At 59.0% G+C, this 19,736-nt stretch carries 16 protein-coding genes; 14 read left to right on the top strand and 2 right to left on the bottom strand.

Annotation, left to right across the window (positions count from 1 at the left end):
* Window positions 1-45: 45 nt before the first annotated feature.
* Both ACIPF8_RS17575 and ACIPF8_RS17580 read right to left on the bottom strand, forming a co-directional pair.
* Complete coding sequence (locus tag ACIPF8_RS17575; RefSeq protein ID WP_400423474.1) at window positions 46-3,366, bottom strand: UvrD-helicase domain-containing protein; 3,321 nt, start codon at window positions 3,364-3,366, stop codon at window positions 46-48.
* Window positions 3,366-6,140, bottom strand: coding sequence for a PD-(D/E)XK nuclease family protein (locus ACIPF8_RS17580; RefSeq protein WP_400423476.1), 2,775 nt, complete (start codon window positions 6,138-6,140; stop codon window positions 3,366-3,368). Before ACIPF8_RS17580 ends, ACIPF8_RS17575 begins: the two co-directional genes overlap by 1 nt.
* Window positions 6,141-6,485: 345 nt before the next feature.
* Between ACIPF8_RS17580 and trxA the strand changes: the two genes are divergently transcribed.
* From trxA to ACIPF8_RS17650, 14 genes are all read left to right on the top strand, one after another.
* Entirely contained in the window at window positions 6,486-6,812 is a 327-nt protein-coding gene (gene trxA, locus ACIPF8_RS17585; protein ID WP_061532392.1) for a thioredoxin TrxA, read from the top strand.
* A 104-nt stretch (window positions 6,813-6,916) separates the two neighbouring features.
* Entirely contained in the window at window positions 6,917-8,179 is a 1,263-nt protein-coding gene (rho, locus tag ACIPF8_RS17590; protein ID WP_061532391.1) for a transcription termination factor Rho, read from the top strand.
* 364 nt (window positions 8,180-8,543) lie between these two features.
* Window positions 8,544-9,467, top strand: coding sequence for a LysR substrate-binding domain-containing protein (locus ACIPF8_RS17595; protein WP_400423769.1), 924 nt, complete (start codon window positions 8,544-8,546; stop codon window positions 9,465-9,467).
* Window positions 9,468-9,715: 248 nt separating this feature from the next.
* Entirely contained in the window at window positions 9,716-11,185 is a 1,470-nt protein-coding gene (locus ACIPF8_RS17600; RefSeq protein ID WP_400423478.1) for a 2-hydroxymuconic semialdehyde dehydrogenase, read from the top strand.
* A 13-nt stretch (window positions 11,186-11,198) separates the two neighbouring features.
* Window positions 11,199-11,597: a RidA family protein gene (locus tag ACIPF8_RS17605; protein ID WP_400423480.1), complete on the top strand. Its 399-nt coding sequence runs from the start codon at window positions 11,199-11,201 to the stop codon at window positions 11,595-11,597.
* Between the two features lie 7 nt (window positions 11,598-11,604).
* Window positions 11,605-12,396, top strand: a complete 792-nt coding sequence (mhpD, locus tag ACIPF8_RS17610; RefSeq protein ID WP_400423482.1) for a 2-keto-4-pentenoate hydratase — start codon at window positions 11,605-11,607, stop codon at window positions 12,394-12,396.
* 22 nt (window positions 12,397-12,418) lie between these two features.
* On the top strand, window positions 12,419-12,712 hold the full coding sequence (locus ACIPF8_RS17615) for a hypothetical protein (protein ID WP_400423484.1): 294 nt from the start codon (window positions 12,419-12,421) through the stop codon (window positions 12,710-12,712).
* 457 nt (window positions 12,713-13,169) lie between these two features.
* Complete coding sequence (locus ACIPF8_RS17620; protein WP_400423486.1) at window positions 13,170-14,138, top strand: acetaldehyde dehydrogenase (acetylating); 969 nt, start codon at window positions 13,170-13,172, stop codon at window positions 14,136-14,138.
* Between the two features lie 11 nt (window positions 14,139-14,149).
* Window positions 14,150-15,196, top strand: a complete 1,047-nt coding sequence (dmpG, locus tag ACIPF8_RS17625) for a 4-hydroxy-2-oxovalerate aldolase (protein WP_400423488.1) — start codon at window positions 14,150-14,152, stop codon at window positions 15,194-15,196.
* Window positions 15,193-15,990 (top strand): 2-keto-4-pentenoate hydratase, encoded by a 798-nt coding sequence (locus tag ACIPF8_RS17630; RefSeq protein ID WP_400423490.1) that lies wholly within the window; start codon window positions 15,193-15,195, stop codon window positions 15,988-15,990. Before dmpG ends, ACIPF8_RS17630 begins: the two co-directional genes overlap by 4 nt.
* A complete protein-coding gene (locus tag ACIPF8_RS17635) occupies window positions 15,987-16,439 on the top strand; it encodes a RidA family protein (RefSeq protein ID WP_400423492.1) in 453 nt (150 codons plus the stop codon). The genes ACIPF8_RS17630 and ACIPF8_RS17635 overlap by 4 nt, the downstream gene beginning before the upstream one ends.
* A gap of 63 nt (window positions 16,440-16,502) precedes the next feature.
* Window positions 16,503-17,075 (top strand): 3-hydroxyanthranilate 3,4-dioxygenase, encoded by a 573-nt coding sequence (locus tag ACIPF8_RS17640; protein ID WP_400423493.1) that lies wholly within the window; start codon window positions 16,503-16,505, stop codon window positions 17,073-17,075.
* Window positions 17,072-18,079 (top strand): amidohydrolase family protein, encoded by a 1,008-nt coding sequence (locus tag ACIPF8_RS17645; protein ID WP_400423494.1) that lies wholly within the window; start codon window positions 17,072-17,074, stop codon window positions 18,077-18,079. Before ACIPF8_RS17640 ends, ACIPF8_RS17645 begins: the two co-directional genes overlap by 4 nt.
* 112 nt (window positions 18,080-18,191) lie before the next feature.
* Window positions 18,192-19,637: an amino acid permease gene (locus tag ACIPF8_RS17650; RefSeq protein WP_400423496.1), complete on the top strand. Its 1,446-nt coding sequence runs from the start codon at window positions 18,192-18,194 to the stop codon at window positions 19,635-19,637.
* The last annotated feature ends 99 nt before the right edge of the window (window positions 19,638-19,736 follow it).

Consider the following 19,736-nt stretch of genomic DNA (forward strand, 5'->3'; position numbering starts at 1 on the left):
CTGATTTATTTTCAAGCAGGATAAATCAGGGCCTGGCAAGCTCTCTCAGTCGATTTCCCACAAACGCCCATCCACCGTCAGCAGCGCCGTGCGCAGCCGTTTGCCGGCGAACACCGCTTCGGCCGCGGAACGATAGCCAAGCAATTGCGCGGTGTAGGCCGCGCGCTCGTTATCGAGCAGATTGCGTTTGTAATCCAGTATCCACACCTCTTCTTCAAAAATCACCACGCGGTCGAAGCGCAATACGGCGCCGTCGGCGATGATTTCCATTTCGTTACGCGCATGCAGATGCAGCGCCGGATTGAAGAAATGCGTTAGTTGCGGCTGATCAAGGATGATCTGCGCCTGGCGGCCGACCAATTTCGCCAACGGCAGCGGGCATGGCAGCCAACGCGCAATCACATCGGCTGGCGGCAGCACTACCGGCCAGCGGCCATGTTGCGTAACCCTTTCCAGCAAGCCGTGCAGGGCGATACCTTCCTCAATCTCCTGGTTGCTGAAAATCGGTGCGCTGGCGATAACGGCCGGCGGCATTTGCGGCGGATCGAAGATTTCCTGCTCGAAGCGCTGTGCAATACCAGCATCCGCATCCGCGGCTTGCCCTGTTACGGCTTGCAGTTCAACTTCATCCACATGCTGCAGGCGCGCGTACCAGCTATCCTCGGTCACACCGCCGCTTCTGCCGGCGACGCCGCTGACGATCAGCAACTGCTTGGCGCGGGTGGTCGCCACATACAGCAAATTCCAGTCTTCCTGCGTCTTGAAGCCTTCTTCCGCGTCGAACAGGCGATCACGGGCGGCGCCACGTTCAGCGCTGCTACCGAAGGCTGAGAAGTGCAGCGGCGCTTCGGCGTCCTGCGGCCAATCGCAGAGGATGCCGTAGTCGTCGCGCGCCGGCTTGCTGTGATTGGCGTCCAGCAGCACCACGACCGGCGCCTCCAAACCCTTGGCGCTATGCACGGTCAGGATGCGCACAGCGTCGGTGGCGGCATCGATGCTGGCCTCGTCGGGAGCATCGCCGCCAGCAGCGTTTTGCAACCCGCGCAAGGCGTCGATGAATTTCGGCAGGCTGGGATAACGGCCGGCATCCATGTTCAAGGCAAGTTCGACGAAAGCCTCGATATTGCCGATGGCCTGGCTGCGCACCAGTGGCGCTGCGGCTTGTGCATAGCGCGCCAACAATTGTCCCTGATGCAGAATCAGGTCGAGCAGATCGTGCACCGGCAATCGCGGCGCGGCTTGCAGCCATTCCGCGAGCAATGCCGAGGCGCGCTGCAGCGGCGCCGATGCTTCAGCAGCAGCGCTGGCGGCACGCAAGCGCGCCCACCAGCCGCGTTCGCCGCGCTGCGCCAGGGTAATCAGGTCATCGTCGCTAGCGCCGAAGATCGGCGATTTCAACACATGGCCGAGTGCACGCGCGTCGTCCGGCGTGATCAGGAAAGTCAGCAAGGCGATCAGGTCGGAAATTTCCAACGACTCCAACAGGCCGCCGCGCTTGTCCGACATGAATGGAATGCCGGCTGCGCGCAACGCACTTTCGTAAGCGCCCAGATGGCTGCGCTTTTTCACCAACAGCATCACGTCCGACCACTCCAGCGTACGACTACCGCCTTCCTGGCGAATCTTCAGTTCCGCCCTGGCGCGCCAAAGTGCTTGCGCAATCTGCTTTCCCTCATCGCGCCGACGGGCATCTTCCGACTCTTCGCGCGGCGTGGTCAGCGGGTTGCGCAAACCCTGTGGCGCTGCTTCGGCATCGCCATCTTCATCCGGCTGGCGGATCAACGGCAAGCGCCAGACCGCGCCACCGACTTCGCCCAGCGTGGTTTGCGCGGAAAACAGCGGGTTGGCGACGAAACTGTCGTTCAATACGGCGACGATGGCGCTGGCATTGCGGCGCGTCTGGTTCGCCTGCAGCACCGTTGCCCCCTGTTCCTGCAACAAGGTACGTGCAGCTTCGAACACGCGCGGTTCGGCGCGCCGGAAACGGTAGATCGATTGCTTGGGATCGCCGACCACAAACACGCTGGGCTGGCCGGCATCCTCGCCATAGGCGCTCAACCAGGCGCGCACGATGCTCCATTGCAGCGGGTTGGTGTCCTGGAACTCGTCCAGCAAAATATGTTTGTAGCGTGTATCGAGTCGGCTTTGCAGATAGGCAGCGCTCTCGGGATTGGTCAGCAGGCGATAGGCTTGCCATTCCAGATCGGCGAAATCGAACACGCGCTGTTCCGCTTTCAGGCCTTGATAGCATTCGAGATAGGCATTGCCGACACTGAACAGGTGCTGATTCAAGCTCAACACGGTACGCTCATGGCTACGTTTGCGCAGCAGCTTGAGAGCGTCGCCGGTGACGATGAATTGCGCATCGAAGGCGTCCAATGCATTACCACCCAGGCTATTTTCCAAGGCCTTCACCAAATCTTTGGTCTTGGCATTACTGCGCGGCTTGCCGGCGTCATCGAAGAACTGATGGCACAGGGCGTCGAAGTTTTCCGTCGCCGGGCCTGCGGTCAGCGCCATTTCGATGGCGGTCGCGCGCTTCTGATTGGTGGCCGAACCCTGCCCCAGCAGCCAGGCGATCTGCTTAATCTGCGACAGCAATGTCTCGTCGTTCCACAGCGACAGACGGGCATCGACCTCGGCGTCTTCCCCGCACAGCTCGCGCAGCCACTCCAGCGGCACATCGACGCCCTGCTGGATCACGGCCCACCATTCAGCGCGTTTGTCGATGAAGGCTGTCAGCAATTTACGGGTACTGAAATCACCCACCAGCTGATACAGCGCCAGCAAGTCCTGCTTGACCTGGCCATTGTCTTCATCGTTCAGCGATTGCATGAAACGCAGATAGGCATCAGCCAGCAGCTCGCCGGTTTTCTCGGTAAGCGCATAGCCGTGCGGCACGCCGGAAGCCAGTGGCGCAATTTGCAGCAACCTGGCAAACCAGCTATGGAAAGTATCGATCGACAAGCTCTGCGGACTAGCCAGCACACGCTCATACAGATTGCGCGCCGCCGGCAGCACCTGCGCCAGCTGCTGCGGCGGAATGCCACGCTCCAGCAGCAAGGTGCGGACTTTTTCTTCGGGCTGCAGTGCCAGGTCATGCAATAGTTCCAGCAGGCGTTCGCGCATTTCCTGCGCCGCCTTGCGGGTAAAGGTAATCGCCAGCAATTCGGACGGCGCTGCGCCCGCCAGCAGCAGCCGCAACATGCGCGCCACCAACAGCCAGGTCTTGCCGCTTCCGGCGCACGCTTCCACCACCACCGAGTGTTGCGGATCGCAGGCGGCGTTGGTGAAATCCTGCGCTTCGACCACATTGCCGTTCATCCGGTAAGCGCTCGGCAAGGGCGTTTGCATCAATTCGCTCATCACCACGCTCCCTTGCGGCACAAGCCGCGTACATCGCAATACTGGCAAACCGATTCGATGCCGTTGGCTGGGAGCCCGACGCCGCTGGCGATGGCTTGCACGTTGATCGTGATTTGCGCGGCCAGCGCGCGCTGCGCTTCGTCATAGTCGGGCGCACTCACATCGCCGACCTTGTCCTTGGTGGTTTCCAGCGCGACGTAATGGGCGGCGGCTACCGGACGGTCGGACAGCAAGCCGTAGAACGCCAGTTGATGATCTTCGTGGTCCTTCAGTTTTTTGTTAAGTACGATCAGGTTATTGGTCTTGTAATCCAGCACTGCGCGTTCGCCTTCATCATTTTCATCGATGCGATCGATACGGCCGTGCAGCGTCAATTCGCGGTCTGGCAACGGCAACGGCTTTTCATACGCCTGCTCGCCAAATACAAAGCGCCAACCCAATGCCTCATGTTCATTCGCCCACACCACGTAAGCAGCGATCACCTTTTGCCAGCGTGCGTAGTAACCCAATGCGGCAGGATTCCTGGCGATGACGCTGTCGAACAGTTTTTTTGAAATATCCACCAACAATGCTTCGCGACGTTCAGGCGGGCACGGCTGATCGCGCAAGGTCTCGTGATAGGTCTCAAGAATTTCGTGCAGCCAGCCGCCGTAGTCGCGCTTTTCGGGCAGGTCGGACAATTCATCCAGCGACGCCAGGCCCAGCATGCGCCGCGCAAAAAATTGATACGGACAGGCGATGAAACTGTTGTATGCACTGGCTGTCAGGCGCGTCGGCGTCAGTTGCGCGGCGGCCGGGGCCGGCATGGTGGACGGCGTCGGCTGCAGGCTTTGCGCAGCAATCGTCGCTCGCCGTTCAGGCAGTGCCGGTGCAGCATGGCGCGCCAAGGTCAATTGCAACCGCTGGATCCAGGGGCTGACCGGGTTCGGTTCGCCATCCTTGTGCGCCTGCCAGGACAGCACCACTTGCGGATTCATTGCCAGCAGTTCGACCACATCGCGCAATTGCTGGCGCTGCCGGCTTTCGCGGGTTGCCAGGCCCAGCTCACGCCGCACCGTGTTGGCAAAGAATAGCGTCTCCTGCGGCTGCGACGGCAAGTGGTCGGCATCGGCGCCCACCACCAGCACCGCATCGAAGGTGCGCAGGCGCGCGCCGTTCAGCGGCAGCATCACCACGCGCCGGTCGTTGATGGCGCTGATGAAACTGGTGTCGTCGAGTTGCAGGTTGACCAGCGCACGCCATTCCGGGAACGAAAATAGCCCCGCATAATCCTGGGTCACATCGTTGCCCGGCGGTGCGATGCTCTGCAGCAGCTGCAGGATTTGCTGCCCTGCCGGATCGGCTCCCAGCGCCGAGCTGATGCCGAGCGCATCCAGGGTGCCGCTGGTGACGGCAATCCAGTCGCGCAAGGTCTTGCGACCGCTGAACTGCGCCGCTTGCTGCGCCAGCAGGCTGACCGCCTTTTGTTCCGCCGGCGCTGCACTCAAGGCATTGATCACCGTGCGCCACTCGCCAAGCACGTTGGCGCGGCGCAGCAGCAATTCGATCTTCATCACCAGCGCCGATTTATTGGCGACACTGTCCTGCGCATCGTGCAGCAAGTCGCTGGGTGCTTCGTTCAAGACGAACGGCGATTTCAGCAGATCGAGCAAGGCCGTGGTTTCACCGCGCGCAGTGACGACGTCGAACCAGGCTGAGATCGCCGAAGCCGCACGCGTGGTCGAGAGTTTCCAGCCGGTTTCGTCGGCCACATGGATCTGCGCCCGCTCCAGCAAGGCGCGAATGCGGCGCGCCACCACACGATCCTGGGCCACGATCGCCAGGTTGGTCTTGCCGGCCTGCAGCCAGTCGATCACCATTTGCGCGCCCTGCACTGCTTCGTCCTCGACGCTCTGTGCAGCGCACAAGGTCAGTTCAGTCGACAGCGCCCAATCATCGATCTGCCTGTCGCCGGGTGCGCCAGCGTAACCACCGTCGTCGACAGCAGTTTCCACCATTTCTGGCCACGCTACGGTGTAGGTCGGCAACAACGCCGGCGCACGCCAATCAAGCGTAATCGTCAGCACTGGCTGGCGCGCGGCATAGGCATCGAGAAAAGCCTGCTCCAGCGGTTCCGGCGCCACCGAGCTGATCCAGGCCATCGGCTGGCTCGCCTGTTCGGCCACCTGCAAGGTCTGCGCAAAACGCGCAGCAATCGCGTCATCGGCATCCAGCTGGCTTTTCCAGATCGACCAAACCAACTGGGTTTCATCCGACAATATTTTGCGCGCATCCGGCGATAGTTGTTCCAGTGCATGCTGCCAGCGCTGATCCAGATCGGCGGCATCACCACCGGCGGCGTGTAGCGCAGGCAGCATAGCTTGCGTCAATTCATCCGATAGCGCTAACAGTGTCTGTGCCAGCGGCAGCAAATCGGTATTGCGGCGCGCCGTGAATAATTTTTTCAGCCAGCCATGCTGACGCAGTTCGGCATACAGACGCATCAAGCGCTCACTGCCGTGCAGCACATTCGGCAGCGGCGGCAAGGTCATCAGCCAGCCGGACAATGTGAAGAATTGCGGCGGCACGAAAGTCCCGCCCAATTCGGCATTGAGTGCGGCTTTCAACTGCTGGGCGTGGGCAAAGGTTGGCAGCACGACGCGCCAATCGGCGAAATCGCGCTGGCCGGCGTCGCCGCTACGCTCGCGGCAGGCCGCCAGCAACGCGCGCGCCGCACTGCGCCAGAAGCTGGCGGATGGGGCGATTAATACGGATTTGAGGGATTTTGGGGACATGTAGCTCACTGTAACGCCGGTGCGGGGAAAACTGGTTCAGAAATCGACGCCCGGGCGGGAGGCTCTTTTTTGCAACAAACCACCTGTCATTTTATGCGACCCCCTAAAAAAACATGCGAAAACAAGCGAAAATATGCGCGTGCCTCACACTTTTTATTAAAATCGGTTATGATTTAGTGAATATCCCGCCGCAACACCTCTTACCGCACCCACAGAAACTTGAATTCGCGCACGGCATCCCCACATTTTCAATAGAATAAGGGGCCGCCGATGGCAACCACCAAGCAGGAATGGTAAGTCGTCCTTGGCATACATTGATTCTTTTTCCCTCACACTGAGGAAACCATGAGCGAACATATTAAACACACATCCGACGCAGCTTTTGAAGCAGACGTACTCAAATCCGACAAACCAGTCCTGGTTGATTTCTGGGCTGAGTGGTGCGGTCCTTGCAAAATGATCGCCCCGATCCTGGAAGAAGTGGCCAAGGAATACGGCGACAAGCTGCAGATCGTCAAGCTGGACGTGGACTCCAACCAGGCAGTGCCTGCCAAGCACGGCATCCGCGGCATTCCGACACTGATCCTGTTCAAGAACGGCGTTCCTGCTGCGCAAAAAGTCGGCGCATTGGCCAAGGGCCAGCTGACGGCATTCATTGATTCGAATATATAATAAGAACCGCGGCGGTGCGCCCGCATCGCCGCTTGTGATTTACTGACTACACCACGCAGTTCCCTCCCCCACCCAATATTTCCCATCCCGGGACACTCATACCTATGCATTTATCTGAATTGAAGGCGTTACACGTCTCCGCCCTGCTAGAAATGGCAATCGGCCTGGACATCGATAACGCAGCGCGTTTGCGCAAACAAGAACTGATGTTCGCGATCCTGAAAAAACGCGCGAAATCAGGAGAACAAATTTTTGGCGATGGCGCCCTCGAAGTCCTGCCTGACGGCTTTGGCTTCCTGCGCTCGCCCGACGCCAGCTACATGGCGTCCACCGACGACATTTATATTTCGCCTTCGCAAATCCGCCGCTTCAATCTGCACACCGGCGATTCGATCGAAGGTGAAGTGCGTACGCCGAAAGACGGCGAGCGCTATTTCGCATTGGTCAAGGTCGACAAGGTCAACGGCGAATCGCCGGAAGCGTCGAAGCACCGCATCCTGTTTGAAAACCTGACGCCACTGCATCCGAACAAACCGCTGCCGCTGGAACGCGACATGCGCGGCGAAGAAAACATCACCGGCCGCATCATCGACATGATCGCGCCGATCGGCAAGGGCCAACGCGGCCTGCTGGTGGCGTCGCCGAAGTCCGGTAAATCGGTCATGCTGCAACATATTGCGCATGCGATCACCACCAACCATCCCGACACCGTGATGATCGTCCTGCTGATCGACGAACGTCCGGAAGAAGTGACCGAAATGCAGCGCTCGGTGCGCGGCGAAGTGGTGGCATCGACTTTCGATGAACCAGCTACACGCCACGTGCAGGTTGCTGAAATGGTGCTGGAAAAAGCCAAGCGCCTGGTCGAAATGAAAAAAGACGTGGTGATCCTGCTGGACTCGATCACCCGCCTGGCGCGCGCCTACAACACCGTGATCCCTGCCTCCGGCAAGGTGCTGACCGGTGGTGTCGACGCCAACGCGCTGCAACGTCCGAAGCGTTTCTTCGGCGCTGCCCGTAACATCGAAGAAGGCGGTTCGCTGACCATCATCGCTACCGCATTGATCGAAACCGGCAGCCGCATGGATGACGTGATCTACGAAGAATTCAAGGGTACCGGCAACATGGAAGTCCACCTGGAACGTCGCCTCGCCGAGAAGCGCGTTTATCCAGCGATTAACCTCAACAAGTCCGGCACCCGCCGCGAAGAATTGCTGATCAAGCCTGACCAGCTGCAAAAGATCTGGGTACTGCGCAAGCTGCTGTACAGCATGGATGAAATCGAAGCGATGGAGTTCATCCTCGACAAGATGAAGTCGACCAAGAACAACGCCGAGTTCTTCGACATGATGCGTCGCGGCGGCTAAAACCTGCTGCGCGACTCAATCTCCGGCATGCGATGCTCGCTGTACCTCCGTACAGCTGCGCTTCTCAACCAGACCTTGAGCCGCTCGTTACGGTTTTCGCAAGGATGCTATTGCGGCTAAAGAACATCACGGCCGCAAGCAACGAAACAATGAAAAGTCTGACCTGTGCAAACAGGCCAGACTTTTTTTTGCACGCCGCGATTATCCGGCAGTACACTTGCTGCAATATTGCGCAACCCCAATTGCGCAACAGGCCCTAGACAACCAATAAAACAAAATCGCCGAGGCGCCAGCGCGCTTCAGGCAGGAGACAAACGTGTCGGACATACCCGAAAAGCGCGCCAACATTCCGTTGGTCGATGCCATGATGCGTCGTTTGAAATTGAAGCCGCTGCTGATTTTCGAGCGCGTTCTGGAATCCTCTTCAATCGCTCGCGCCGCCCGTGAATTGAATCTGACCCAACCCGCCGTCACCAAGGCAATCCAGGAACTGGAAGCCGATCTTGATGTGCCGTTGTTCGAACGCACCAACCGCGGCGTAGTGCCGACTTGCTACGGCACCCTGCTGGGCGCGCGCGTCAAGACCGTCATCGCCGAACTGCGCTACCTGACTGACGAACTGAATGCCTTCCGCTCCGGCGACACCGGCCACGTGATCGTCGGCACCCTGATTTCGGCATCCGCGCGCTTGCTGCCGCAAACCATCGCCAGGCTCAAGCAGCAGCGCCCCGGCGTGCTGATCACAGTACGCGAAGGACCGACCGACCAGTTATTCCCGGCATTGGCCAGCGGCGAACTAGACGTGGTGGTCGGACGCCTGCCGGAGCGCGACCTGCCGCTGGCGCGCATGTTCTCCTTTGAACACACGATGTTGTACCGGGAAGCCATGTGTGCGGTCGCCGGCTGCCAGCATCCGCTGGCGCAACGCAGCGATATCCACTTACCCGATCTGCTGGAGTGGCCGTGGATCCTGCCGCTGCCGGAATCGCCGGCGCGCCTGACTGCCGAGCATCTGTTCCTGGACGCGGGCCTCAACATGCCGGCCAACATTGTCGAATCGTTATCATTGCTGACCAATATCGGCCTGTTGCAGGATTCTCCCTCCCTGTCGTTGATGCCGCGCGCTGTCGCCGAGCATTTTTCCCGGCTCGGCCTGCTGGCCGTGCTGGACCTCGGCGATCTCGGCAAATTCGGTGACATCGGTTATTCGGTACGCGCCGACCGGGCACCGACGCCGGCCGCACATCTGTTCATCGAATGCCTGAAACAGACTGCAGCCGAGCGTTAAACCGTGGCCATTCAGCCAACTTCCCAGCACTTCGGTGAGAGTGGAAAAAACTTTGCAACCAGGCGTGAAAGCGACTTCTATCGCTATAGATTTATGGAATATCAGACTCACTTTATTTCATTATGATTGATATCTAGCTCTCCCTATACTAGTCCGACCAGAACGACCAAGACGTGCGCACAGCGCGCAGCAGACTGCACGGTCCGATAACACATCGGCCAGGTCGCAAGCCATAGGGAGACATTGTTGTGAGCATCAAGACAGCCAGGCAATTGCAGCATTTCATCGGTGGCGAGTTCGTCGCTACCGCCAAGACCTTCAATAACATTTCGCCGGTCGACGGTAGCCTGATCGGCGCGGTTTGCGAAGCCGATGCAAGCACCGTAGACGCGGCAGTCAAGGCCGCCAAGGCAGCCCTTGATGGCCCATGGGGCAAGCTCGGCGTACAGCAGCGCGCTGCATTGCTGCACAAGGTTGCCGACGGTATCCAGGCGCGCTTTGATGAATTTGTGGCAGCAGAAGTCGCCGATACCGGACGCCCACTGGAGCAGGCGCGCACCCTCGACATTGCACGCGGCATCGCCAATTTCCGCACTTTCGCCGATCTCGCAAAAACCGCCAACACCGATCTGTTCCAAAGCGATACTGCGGATGGTGCAGGCGCCTTGAACTACACGCTGCGCAAACCGCTGGGTGTGGTCGGCATCATTTCGCCGTGGAACCTGCCATTGTTGCTGTTCACCTGGAAAGTCGCGCCAGCGCTGGCTTGCGGCAATACCGTCGTGGCCAAGCCATCGGAAGAATCGCCATCGTCGGCAACGCTGCTGGCTGAAGTGATGCGCGACGCCGGCATTCCCCCCGGCGTATTCAACCTGATCCACGGCTTCGGCGCCAACTCCGCCGGTGAATTCCTGACCAGACATGAAGGCATCGACGCCATCACTTTCACCGGCGAATCGAAAACCGGCAGCACCATCATGAAGGCAGTCGCCGATGGCATGAAGGAAGTGTCGTTTGAACTCGGTGGCAAGAATGCTGCAGTGGTGTTTGCCGATGCTGACTTCGATGCAGCTGTCGCAGGCGTGATGCGCTCCTCATTCACCAACTCGGGCCAGGTCTGCCTGTGTTCCGAGAGAGTCTATGTCGAGCGTTCGATCTTTCCGCGCTTCGTCGCCGCACTCAAGGAAAAAGCCGAAGTGCTCAAGGTCGGTTATCCGGATGAGCCAAACGTTGACATGGGGCCGCTGATTTCACATGGTCACCGCGACAAGGTGCTGTCTTACTACAAGCTGGCCGAACAGGAAGGCGCAACCGTGGTCTGTGGCGGCGGCGTGCCGCAATTCGGCGATGCCCGCGATGCCGGCGCTTATGTGCAACCAACCATCTGGACCGGTTTGCCGGACGACGCACGCTGCGTCACCGAAGAAATTTTCGGCCCGGTATGCCACATCGCGCCATTCGACGATGAAGTCGAAGTCATCGCCCGCGTCAACCATAGCGACTATGGCCTGGCCTGCGCCTTGTGGACTACCAACCTGGCGCGCGCGCATCGCGTGGCGCCGCAGATAGACGCCGGCCTGGTATGGGTCAATACCTGGTATCTGCGCGATTTGCGGACGCCGTTCGGCGGCGTCAAGCAATCCGGATTGGGACGCGAAGGCGGCCGTTACTCGCTCGATTTCTATTCGGAAGTCGTGAATATCTGCATCAAACTGTAAAAGCAGAACAACCATGAACAGCAATCACCGCGTTTGCATCCAGTCTGCCGCTATACCGGCGCCGCGCTTTCGTTACAGTCCTTGCGTGAAGATCGGCCCGATCGTGCAGGTGTCCGGCATGATCGCCCTTGACCCTATCAGCGGTCAATTGGTCGATGGTGGGCCGGGCGCAGAAACCGCCTGCATCCTGGCCAATCTGCAGCGCGCTTTAAGCGACTACGGCGTCGCCCTCGACGATCTGTTGATCGCACGGATTTTTACCACGCGCTTTGAATCTTTCGCGGAAATCAATGCGGCATGGGAAGCCTTCTTCGGCGGCGACATGACACCGCCGGCACGCACCAGCGTCGGTGTCAGCGCTTTGCCGCTCGGCGCGAGCGTCGAAATCGAATTCTCCTTCGTCCAATCCTAGAGGAAGCATGAACAACCATATTGAACAAGCTGCCGACCGTCTCTGGCAAGCGCACATCGACCGCCAACCCTGTGCGCCGGTGCGTGACCTGATTGGTCAAAGCGATATCGGAGCAGCCTATGCGGTACAGCAGAAAAACACTGAACGCTGGGTGCAACAGGGACGCCGGCTGGTAGGCAGAAAAATCGGTTTGACATCCAAGGCCGTACAAAAACAGCTGGGTGTCGACCAGCCGGATTTCGGCATGTTGTTCGCCGACATGTGCGTTGCCGACGGCGAGTCGATCCCGGTCGATCGTATCCTGCAACCGAAGATCGAAGCTGAAATCGCATTGATCATCGAACGTCCGCTGACACATGAAAAACATACGATAGCCGACATCATCAACGCCACCGCCTACGCGCTACCGGCATTGGAAATCGTCGGCAGCCGAATTGCCGGCTGGGATATCAAGCTGGCAGACACAATCGCCGACAACGCCTCCAGCGGCATGTTCGTACTCGGTTCGCGTCCGGTCAAACTGGCCGATTTCGACATCGTCAAATGCGGCATGCTGATGGAGCGACGCGGCGACCAAGTCTCAATCGGCGCCGGCGCCGCCTGCCTAGGCAATCCACTACACGCCGCGGTCTGGCTGGCCGATGTAATGCAACGCTACGGCCGACCGCTGCAACCAGGCGACATCATCATGACCGGCGCACTGGGACCGATGGTGGCAGTCAATGCCGGGGACGTATTCGACGCACAAATCGAAGGACTAGGACGCGTCAGTGCCGCTTTTGAGGCATTGCGATCCTGAGAACGTATTAATAGCGAGGCTGTTGTTTTTGACGTTGTTGTTGCCGTTGCTTTTGAAGTTGCCGTTGCTTTTGAAGTTGCCGTTGTTTTTGAAGTTGCCGTTGTTTTTGAAGTTGCCGTTGCTTTTGACTTTTCGCATGCTGACGTTGCCAAATGGGGCGGGTGACAGTCGGGAATTATGGGACACATGTTTGAGCGAAGCGAGTTTGTGTCCCATCCGACTGGCGCGCGGCGCATTTGGGGACCCGCCGCAGGCGGGCAACGGCTGTGCGATCGCCTTTCTTTGCTTACTTTCTTTGGCGAAGCAAAGAAAGTAAGTAGCTGCCGGGCTACCCCCGGCTAGTCTCCACGGAGTAGCAACCGTTTTAAGTAGTACCGAATGAACACGACTGATGCACCACCGCACTTACTCCGTGGCCCGTTAAAAGGGGTCAGAGTAATTTTCGGCAAGACCCCCGCCGAAAAAAAACTCTGACCCCATTTAACTGCGAGGTGGTTCGCTAACTGCGAGATGGTTCGCTAACTGCGAGGTGGTTCGCTAACTACGAGGTGGTTCGCTAACTACGAGGTGGTTCGCTAACTGCGAGATGGTTCGCTAACTACGAGGTGGTTCGCTAATTGCGAGGTGATTCGCTCACTGCGAAGCAACTCGCTAACCACGGAGTGGCTCGCGACGGAACGCGAGGGCAGCATGCGTATTGATTGACGGCGACGAAAATGGCCGCGACTACAGAAACACCGATCAAAGATTTCGAAAAGGTTCTAAGGAAAATTATGGAAGTCACACAACCAGGCGGTCATCCCCGCCACAAAGTCGCCATCATCGGCTCCGGCAATATCGGCACCGACCTGATGATCAAGGTGCTGCGCAACGCCAAGCACCTGGCAATGGGCGCGATGGTCGGCATCGATCCGCGATCCGACGGCCTCGCCCGGGCCGCGCGCATGGGCATCGCCACCACGCATGAGGGAATCGACGGGCTAACCCGCCTGCCCGGCTTCCATGAAATCAGGATCGCCTTCGACGCCACCTCCGCCGGCGCCCATGCCGAACACAACCGGGTACTGCAACAACACGGCATCCAGGTAATCGACCTGACGCCCGCCGCCATCGGTCCGTATGTGGTGCCAGTAGTCAACCTGAGCGAACATCTCGGCAGCGCCAACATCAACATGGTCACCTGTGGCGGCCAAGCGACGATTCCGATGGTACGTGCGGTGTCGCGTGTGGCCAAAGTGCATTACGCGGAAATCGTCGCGTCGATCGCCAGCAAATCGGCTGGTCCTGGCACCCGCGCCAATATCGACGAATTTACCGAAACCACTGCCAACGCGATCGTCAGTGTCGGTGGCGCAGAAAAAGGCAAGGCGATCATTGTCATGAATCCGGCAGAACCGCCGCTGATGATGCGCGATACGGTGTTCTGCCTGGCCGAAGCCGGTGCCGACGAAACGGCCATCCGCGCGTCGGTGGAACAGATGGTGCGCGACGTAGCGGCATACGTCCCGGGTTATCGCCTGAAACAGCAAGTCCAGTTCGACCGGATTAGCCCGGAGCAGGCAGTGAACATTCCCGGCCTCGGAAAAATTTCCGGGCTCAAAGTATCGATATTCCTCGAAGTCGAAGGCGCCGCCCACTACCTGCCCGCCTATGCCGGCAACCTCGACATCATGACCTCGGCAGCCCTGGCTGCCGCGGAACAGATCGCAGCCGGCCTTGCACATCCGCACAGCGTCAAATAAGGACCCTATCCATGAGTCAGCACACACAACCGAACAAGAAAATCTATATCTCCGACGTCACGCTGCGCGACGGCATGCACGCGATACGCCATCAATATTCGATCGAGCAGGCGGTCGCCATCGCCAAAGCACTCGACGCCGCCAAGGTGGATAGCATTGAAGTCGCGCATGGCGATGGATTGAGCGGCTCCAGTTTCAACTACGGATTCGGCGCCCACACCGATCTGGAATGGATGGAAGCCGTCGCCGACGTACTACAACATGCGCGCGTCGCTACCTTGCTATTGCCAGGCATCGGCACCCTGCATGACTTGAATGCAGCGCATTCCGTCGGCGCCCGTACCGTGCGCGTGGCCACCCACTGCACCGAAGCAGACATTTCGAAGCAGCATATCGAACACGCGCGCAAGCTGGGCATGGATACGGTCGGCTTCCTGATGATGTCGCACATGACGACGCCAACTGCATTGGCGCAACAGGCCAAGTTGATGGAATCCTACGGCGCCGAATGCATCTATGTGGTCGACTCCGGCGGTGCGCTGTCGATGCGCGATGTCGCCGAACGCTTCCAGGCTTTCAAGGATGTTCTCAAGCCGGAAACCCAGACCGGCATGCACGCCCATCACAACCTGGCACTCGGTGTCGCCAACTCGATCGTTGCGGTAGAACACGGCTGCGATCGCGTCGACGCATCGCTGGCAGGAATGGGCGCCGGCGCCGGCAACGCGCCACTGGAAGTATTCATCGCCGCCATCGACCGCATGGGCTGGCAGCATGGCACCGACCTGTTCACGCTGATGGATGCCGCCGACGATCTGGTGCGGCCACTGCAGGATCGCCCGGTACGGGTTGACCGGGAGACCCTGGCGCTCGGCTATGCCGGTGTCTACTCCAGCTTCCTGCGGCATGCCGAAGCGGCGTCACGGCGCTATGGCATTGCTGCGGTAGACATCCTGGTCGAACTGGGTAAACGGCGTATGGTTGGCGGCCAGGAGGACATGATCGTCGACGTCGCACTGGACCTGATCAAGCAACGCGGATTGGCGGTGCCGGCATGAGTACAACCATCACTGCCGCCAGCCTGCAAGCGCTGGCAGCCACACTGGATAATGCAGCCAAGGATCGCATTGAAATCGATCCACTGACGCCACAGCATGCATTCAACCTGGATCAGGCATATCAGATCCAGCGCGCCTCAATTGCGCAACGACACCGCCGTGGCGAGCAGCCGATCGGCATCAAGCTTGGCTTCACCAGCCGCGCAAAGATGGTGCAGATGGGTGTCGATAGCCTGATCTGGGGATTGCTGACTGACGCCATGCTACGCGATGACGGCGGCACAGTAGACCTGGCCGATTTCATCCATCCTCGGGTAGAGCCGGAGGTGTGCTTCCTGACCAGCCGCGTGATCGATCGTCCGCTGACCATGCTGGAAGCGGTCGGCTATCTGGCGGCAGCGGCGCCGGCCATGGAAATCATCGATTCCCGTTATCGCAATTTCAAGTTCACGCTGGAAGATGTGGTGGCAGACAATTGCTCATCGGCTGCACTGGTAGTCGGCGCCTTCTCCGACAACCTGCGCGAGCTGGTCAACTGCGGCGTCGCCATGCGCTTCAATGGCCACGCGGTGCAACTCGGCAGCACCGGCGCCATCCTCGGCAATCCGCTGCGCAGTGTGGTGCAAGCGTCGCAGTTGCTCAGCAAGGCCGAAATGTCGCTGCCGGCCGGCTCCCTGATCATGGCCGGCGCAGCTACCGCAGCTGAGGCATTGACACCAGGACTGCATGTGGCGACCGAGATTGGCGGCCTGGGCCAGGTCGAATTCTTTACCGCAGCAGGAGAACCGCAATGAGCGCCATTTCCAATGCTACCCAGGCCACTGTAGTCACCGGCAAAGCGAAACCACGCGGCAAGTTCCCGCACATCAAGCGCGCCGGTGATTTCCTGTTCGTCTCCGGCACCAGTTCGCGTCGCCCAGACAACACGTTGGTCGGCGTCGAGGTTGATGCGATGGGCACCACCCGCCTGGATATCCAGGCACAGACTCGCGCCGTGATCGACAACATGCGCGATATCTTGCGCAGTGCCGGCGCGGATCTGGCGGACATCGTCGAGATATCCACCTTCCTGGTCAACATGAACGATTTCGGTGGCTACAACCAGGTCTATGGCGAATACTTTGATTACGACGGCCCGACCCGCACTACAGTCGCCGTGCATCAACTGCCGCATCCGCATTTGCTGATAGAAATCAAGGCGATCGCATATAAGCCGTTAAGTAAGGATCCTCAATCGACTTGAAGATCAAGCAGCGCCAATAAAATAAAACAAAATAAAAATCGACAGACAAGCAAGGAGACTTTCATGCTGACCTACGGCAAACCATTCAACTTCCAGCACTGGCTGGAGCAACACGCCGACCTGCTCAAGCCGCCGGTTGGCAACCAGCAAATCTGGCAGGACGCCGATTTCATGGTCACGGTAGTCGGTGGCCCGAATCAGCGCACCGATTTCCATGATGATCCGCTGGAAGAGTTTTTCTATCAGATCAAAGGCAACGCCTATCTCAACATCATGGATAACGGCAAGCTGGAACGCATCGATCTCAAGGAAGGCGATATTTTCCTGTTGCCGCCGCATGTACGCCATTCCCCGCAAAGGCCTGAGGCCGATAGCCGCTGCCTGGTGATCGAGCGCCAGCGACCGCTCGGCGTGATCGACGCCTTCGAGTGGTACTGCCTCAACTGCAACCACCTGGTGCACCGGATTGAAATCCAGCTGAAAAATATCGTCACCAACCTGCCACCGCTGTTCGAGCAGTTCTACAGCAATCCCGCCATTCGCGTCTGCAGCCACTGCAACACGGTCCACCCTGGCAAGCATGCGCATGCCGCATCGAACCAGCAATCAGTTACTCAAAAAGGGGCTACACCTTGAAGCAAAACGCATCCTCCGTGATCGATATCCATTCCCATTTTTTCCCTCCGATCACCCAGGCGGAAGCCGCCTCGCTTGACCCGGAACGGGCGCCGTGGCTGCAAGTCAGCGGTGACGAACAGGGCATGATCATGACCGGCAACAAGCCGTTCCGGCCGGTATATTCGGCGCTGTGGGATCCTGCACGGCGCATTGCTGAAATGGACGCCGCCGAGGTCGACCTGCAGATCATGTGCGCAACGCCCGTGATGTTCGGCTACAGCTATCCGATCGCGCAGGCACTGCCGTGGTCACAACGCATGAACGATTACGCCATCGAACTGTGCGCGCACAATCCACAACGCCTGAAAACCCTGGCGCAGGTGCCGTTGCAGGACATCGACGCCGCCTGCCGGGAAGCCTCACGAGCGAAGGACATCGGCCACATCGGCGTTCAGATCGGCAATCATTTCGGCAACAAGGACATGGACGACGCCGACATGCTGGCCTTCCTCACGCATTGCGCGAATGAAGAGATTCCTTTGCTGGTGCATCCGTGGGACATGATGGGCGGCGAACAGCGCATGAAAAAATGGATGCTGCCGTGGCTGGTGGCCATGCCGGCGGAAACCCAGCTCGGCATCCTGTCCCTGATCCTGTCGGGCGCTTTCGAAAAGCTGCCGCGTTCGCTGAAGATCTGTTTCGCCCACGGCGGCGGCAGCTTCGCCTTCCTGCTGGGCCGGGTCGACAATGCCTGGCGCGAGCGCGACATCATTCGCGAAGATTGCCCGCAACTGCCCTCGTCCTATGTCGACCGCTTCCATGTCGACTCCGCCGTGTTCGATACCCGAGCGCTGGAATTGCTGGTGGATGTAATGGGAGAAGAGCGCGTAATGCTTGGCTCTGATTACCCCTACCCGCTTGGCGAGCAACAGGTCGGCAAGCTGATCCACGATAGCCGCTTCAGCAGCCAGACTCGGGAAAGGCTGTTGAGCGGCAATGCACGCCGCTTCTTCGGCATCTAAGCGCCCAATTACCGGTGTCTGACACAACCGGGCGCCGGTGCAACGGCACATCGATGTCCACGATCCCGGAATCCCGGGACGCAACAAATAAAACAATCATCAGGAGATAGTCATGACGCACAGCAGCGATCATTTTCAAAAGATAGTCGATCAGGAAAAAGGACTGCAGCGCAGCCTCAGCAGCTCCCAGATGTCGATGATAGCCATCGGTGGCGCCATCGGCACCGGCCTGTTCCTGGGCAGCGGCTTTGCCATCGGCTTTGCCGGCCCCAGCGTCCTCATCAGCTACGCCATCGGCGCAGTCATCGCCCTGTTGCTGATGGGCTGCCTGGCCGAGATGACCGTAGCACATCCGACCTCCGGTTCATTCGGCGCCTACGCCGGCTACTACGTTAGCCCATGGGCCGGTTTCATGGTGCGCTATGCCTACTGGGCCTCGATCGTCCTGGCCATCGGCGCCGAAGTAACTGCGGTGGCGCTGTACATGCAATACTGGTTTCCCAGTTCACCGTCCTGGGTCTGGATCGTGCTTTTCTCAGCCTGCCTGATCGGCGTCAATGCGCTCAGCGTGAATATCTTCGGCATGGTGGAATACTGGTTTTCGGCGATCAAGATCGTTGCGATTGTCGGTTTCATCCTGCTTGGCGCCTATATCGTTTACGGCGCTCCTGCTTCCGGCCCGATCGGCTTCAAGAACTACTTCGATCACGGCGGCTTTTTCCCAAAAGGTTTCTGGGGCACCTGGGTTGCGGTCATCGTCTCCATCTTCAGCTACCTCAGCATTGAAATGATCGCCGTCGCAGCAGGCGAAGCCAAAGAACCGGAAAAGGCAATTACCCATGCGTTCCGTGCTGCGATGGTGCGATTGGTCGTGTTCTACATGCTGACACTGGCGCTGATGCTGGCGATTGTGCCGTGGTCCGCAGCCGGCACCGACAAAAGCCCGTTCGTTAAAGTGATGGAAGCAATCCATATTGCCGGCGCTCCTGCCTTGATCAACTTCGTGGTGCTGATCGCTGCGCTGTCGGCCATGAACAGCCAGTTGTACATCACCACCCGCATGATGTTCAGCCTGTCGCGCGCCGGCTACGCATCGCCACGCTTTGGCCGAGTCAACCGACGCGGCGTGCCGCTGCAGGCACTGGCGCTGTCCTGCATCGGCATCGCTCTGGCGGCCGGGCTCAGCATTCTTTATCCACACGCATCATTCGGCCTGATGATGGCAATCTCGATGTTCGGCGCAATGTTTACCTGGCTGATGATTTTTGTTACCCACTATTGCTTCCGCCGCCGCTGGAACAAGGAAGGTGGCCGGCCGCTGGCGTTCCGCATGTGGGGCTTTCCGGTGCTGACCTTGCTGGGTGCAGGGCTGATGCTGGCGATCATGGGGACTACCCTCTTCACCGACGAATTCAAGGCAACGCTGTTGACGGGAATTCCGTTTGTCGCAGTACTGAGCGTCGTGTATTTCGTCTGGTATCGGAATCCGCAGCATCATGAGCTTGAAGTGCAGGCGCCGGAAGTTGCAGCAGCTGGCAAGCCAATTACAGAAATTTAAATACAGTCCCCTGCTCCAACTCCCGCAATTCGCCGTAACAATGCGCCACCGAATCGGTGGCGCATTACCTCAAACTCCTTCCGCATCTTCCCCTAAATA

The sequence above is a fragment of the Collimonas sp. NPDC087041 genome, from assembly GCF_044745265.1.
Lineage (GTDB): Bacteria > Pseudomonadota > Gammaproteobacteria > Burkholderiales > Burkholderiaceae_D > Collimonas.

What these genes read in the sequence shown, in the direction of transcription:
- ACIPF8_RS17575 (WP_400423474.1), bottom strand. Translation starts at nt 3,366, where the DNA reads ATGAGCGAATTGATGCAAACGCCCTTGCCGAGCGCTTACCGGATGAAC.
- ACIPF8_RS17580 (WP_400423476.1), bottom strand. Translation starts at nt 6,140, where the DNA reads ATGTCCCCAAAATCCCTCAAATCCGTATTAATCGCCCCATCCGCCAGC.
- trxA (WP_061532392.1), top strand. Translation starts at nt 6,486, where the DNA reads ATGAGCGAACATATTAAACACACATCCGACGCAGCTTTTGAAGCAGAC.
- rho (WP_061532391.1), top strand. Translation starts at nt 6,917, where the DNA reads ATGCATTTATCTGAATTGAAGGCGTTACACGTCTCCGCCCTGCTAGAA.
- ACIPF8_RS17595 (WP_400423769.1), top strand. Translation starts at nt 8,544, where the DNA reads ATGATGCGTCGTTTGAAATTGAAGCCGCTGCTGATTTTCGAGCGCGTT.
- ACIPF8_RS17605 (WP_400423480.1), top strand. Translation starts at nt 11,199, where the DNA reads ATGAACAGCAATCACCGCGTTTGCATCCAGTCTGCCGCTATACCGGCG.
- mhpD (WP_400423482.1), top strand. Translation starts at nt 11,605, where the DNA reads ATGAACAACCATATTGAACAAGCTGCCGACCGTCTCTGGCAAGCGCAC.
- ACIPF8_RS17620 (WP_400423486.1), top strand. Translation starts at nt 13,170, where the DNA reads ATGGAAGTCACACAACCAGGCGGTCATCCCCGCCACAAAGTCGCCATC.
- dmpG (WP_400423488.1), top strand. Translation starts at nt 14,150, where the DNA reads ATGAGTCAGCACACACAACCGAACAAGAAAATCTATATCTCCGACGTC.
- ACIPF8_RS17630 (WP_400423490.1), top strand. Translation starts at nt 15,193, where the DNA reads ATGAGTACAACCATCACTGCCGCCAGCCTGCAAGCGCTGGCAGCCACA.
- ACIPF8_RS17635 (WP_400423492.1), top strand. Translation starts at nt 15,987, where the DNA reads ATGAGCGCCATTTCCAATGCTACCCAGGCCACTGTAGTCACCGGCAAA.
- ACIPF8_RS17640 (WP_400423493.1), top strand. Translation starts at nt 16,503, where the DNA reads ATGCTGACCTACGGCAAACCATTCAACTTCCAGCACTGGCTGGAGCAA.
- ACIPF8_RS17650 (WP_400423496.1), top strand. Translation starts at nt 18,192, where the DNA reads ATGACGCACAGCAGCGATCATTTTCAAAAGATAGTCGATCAGGAAAAA.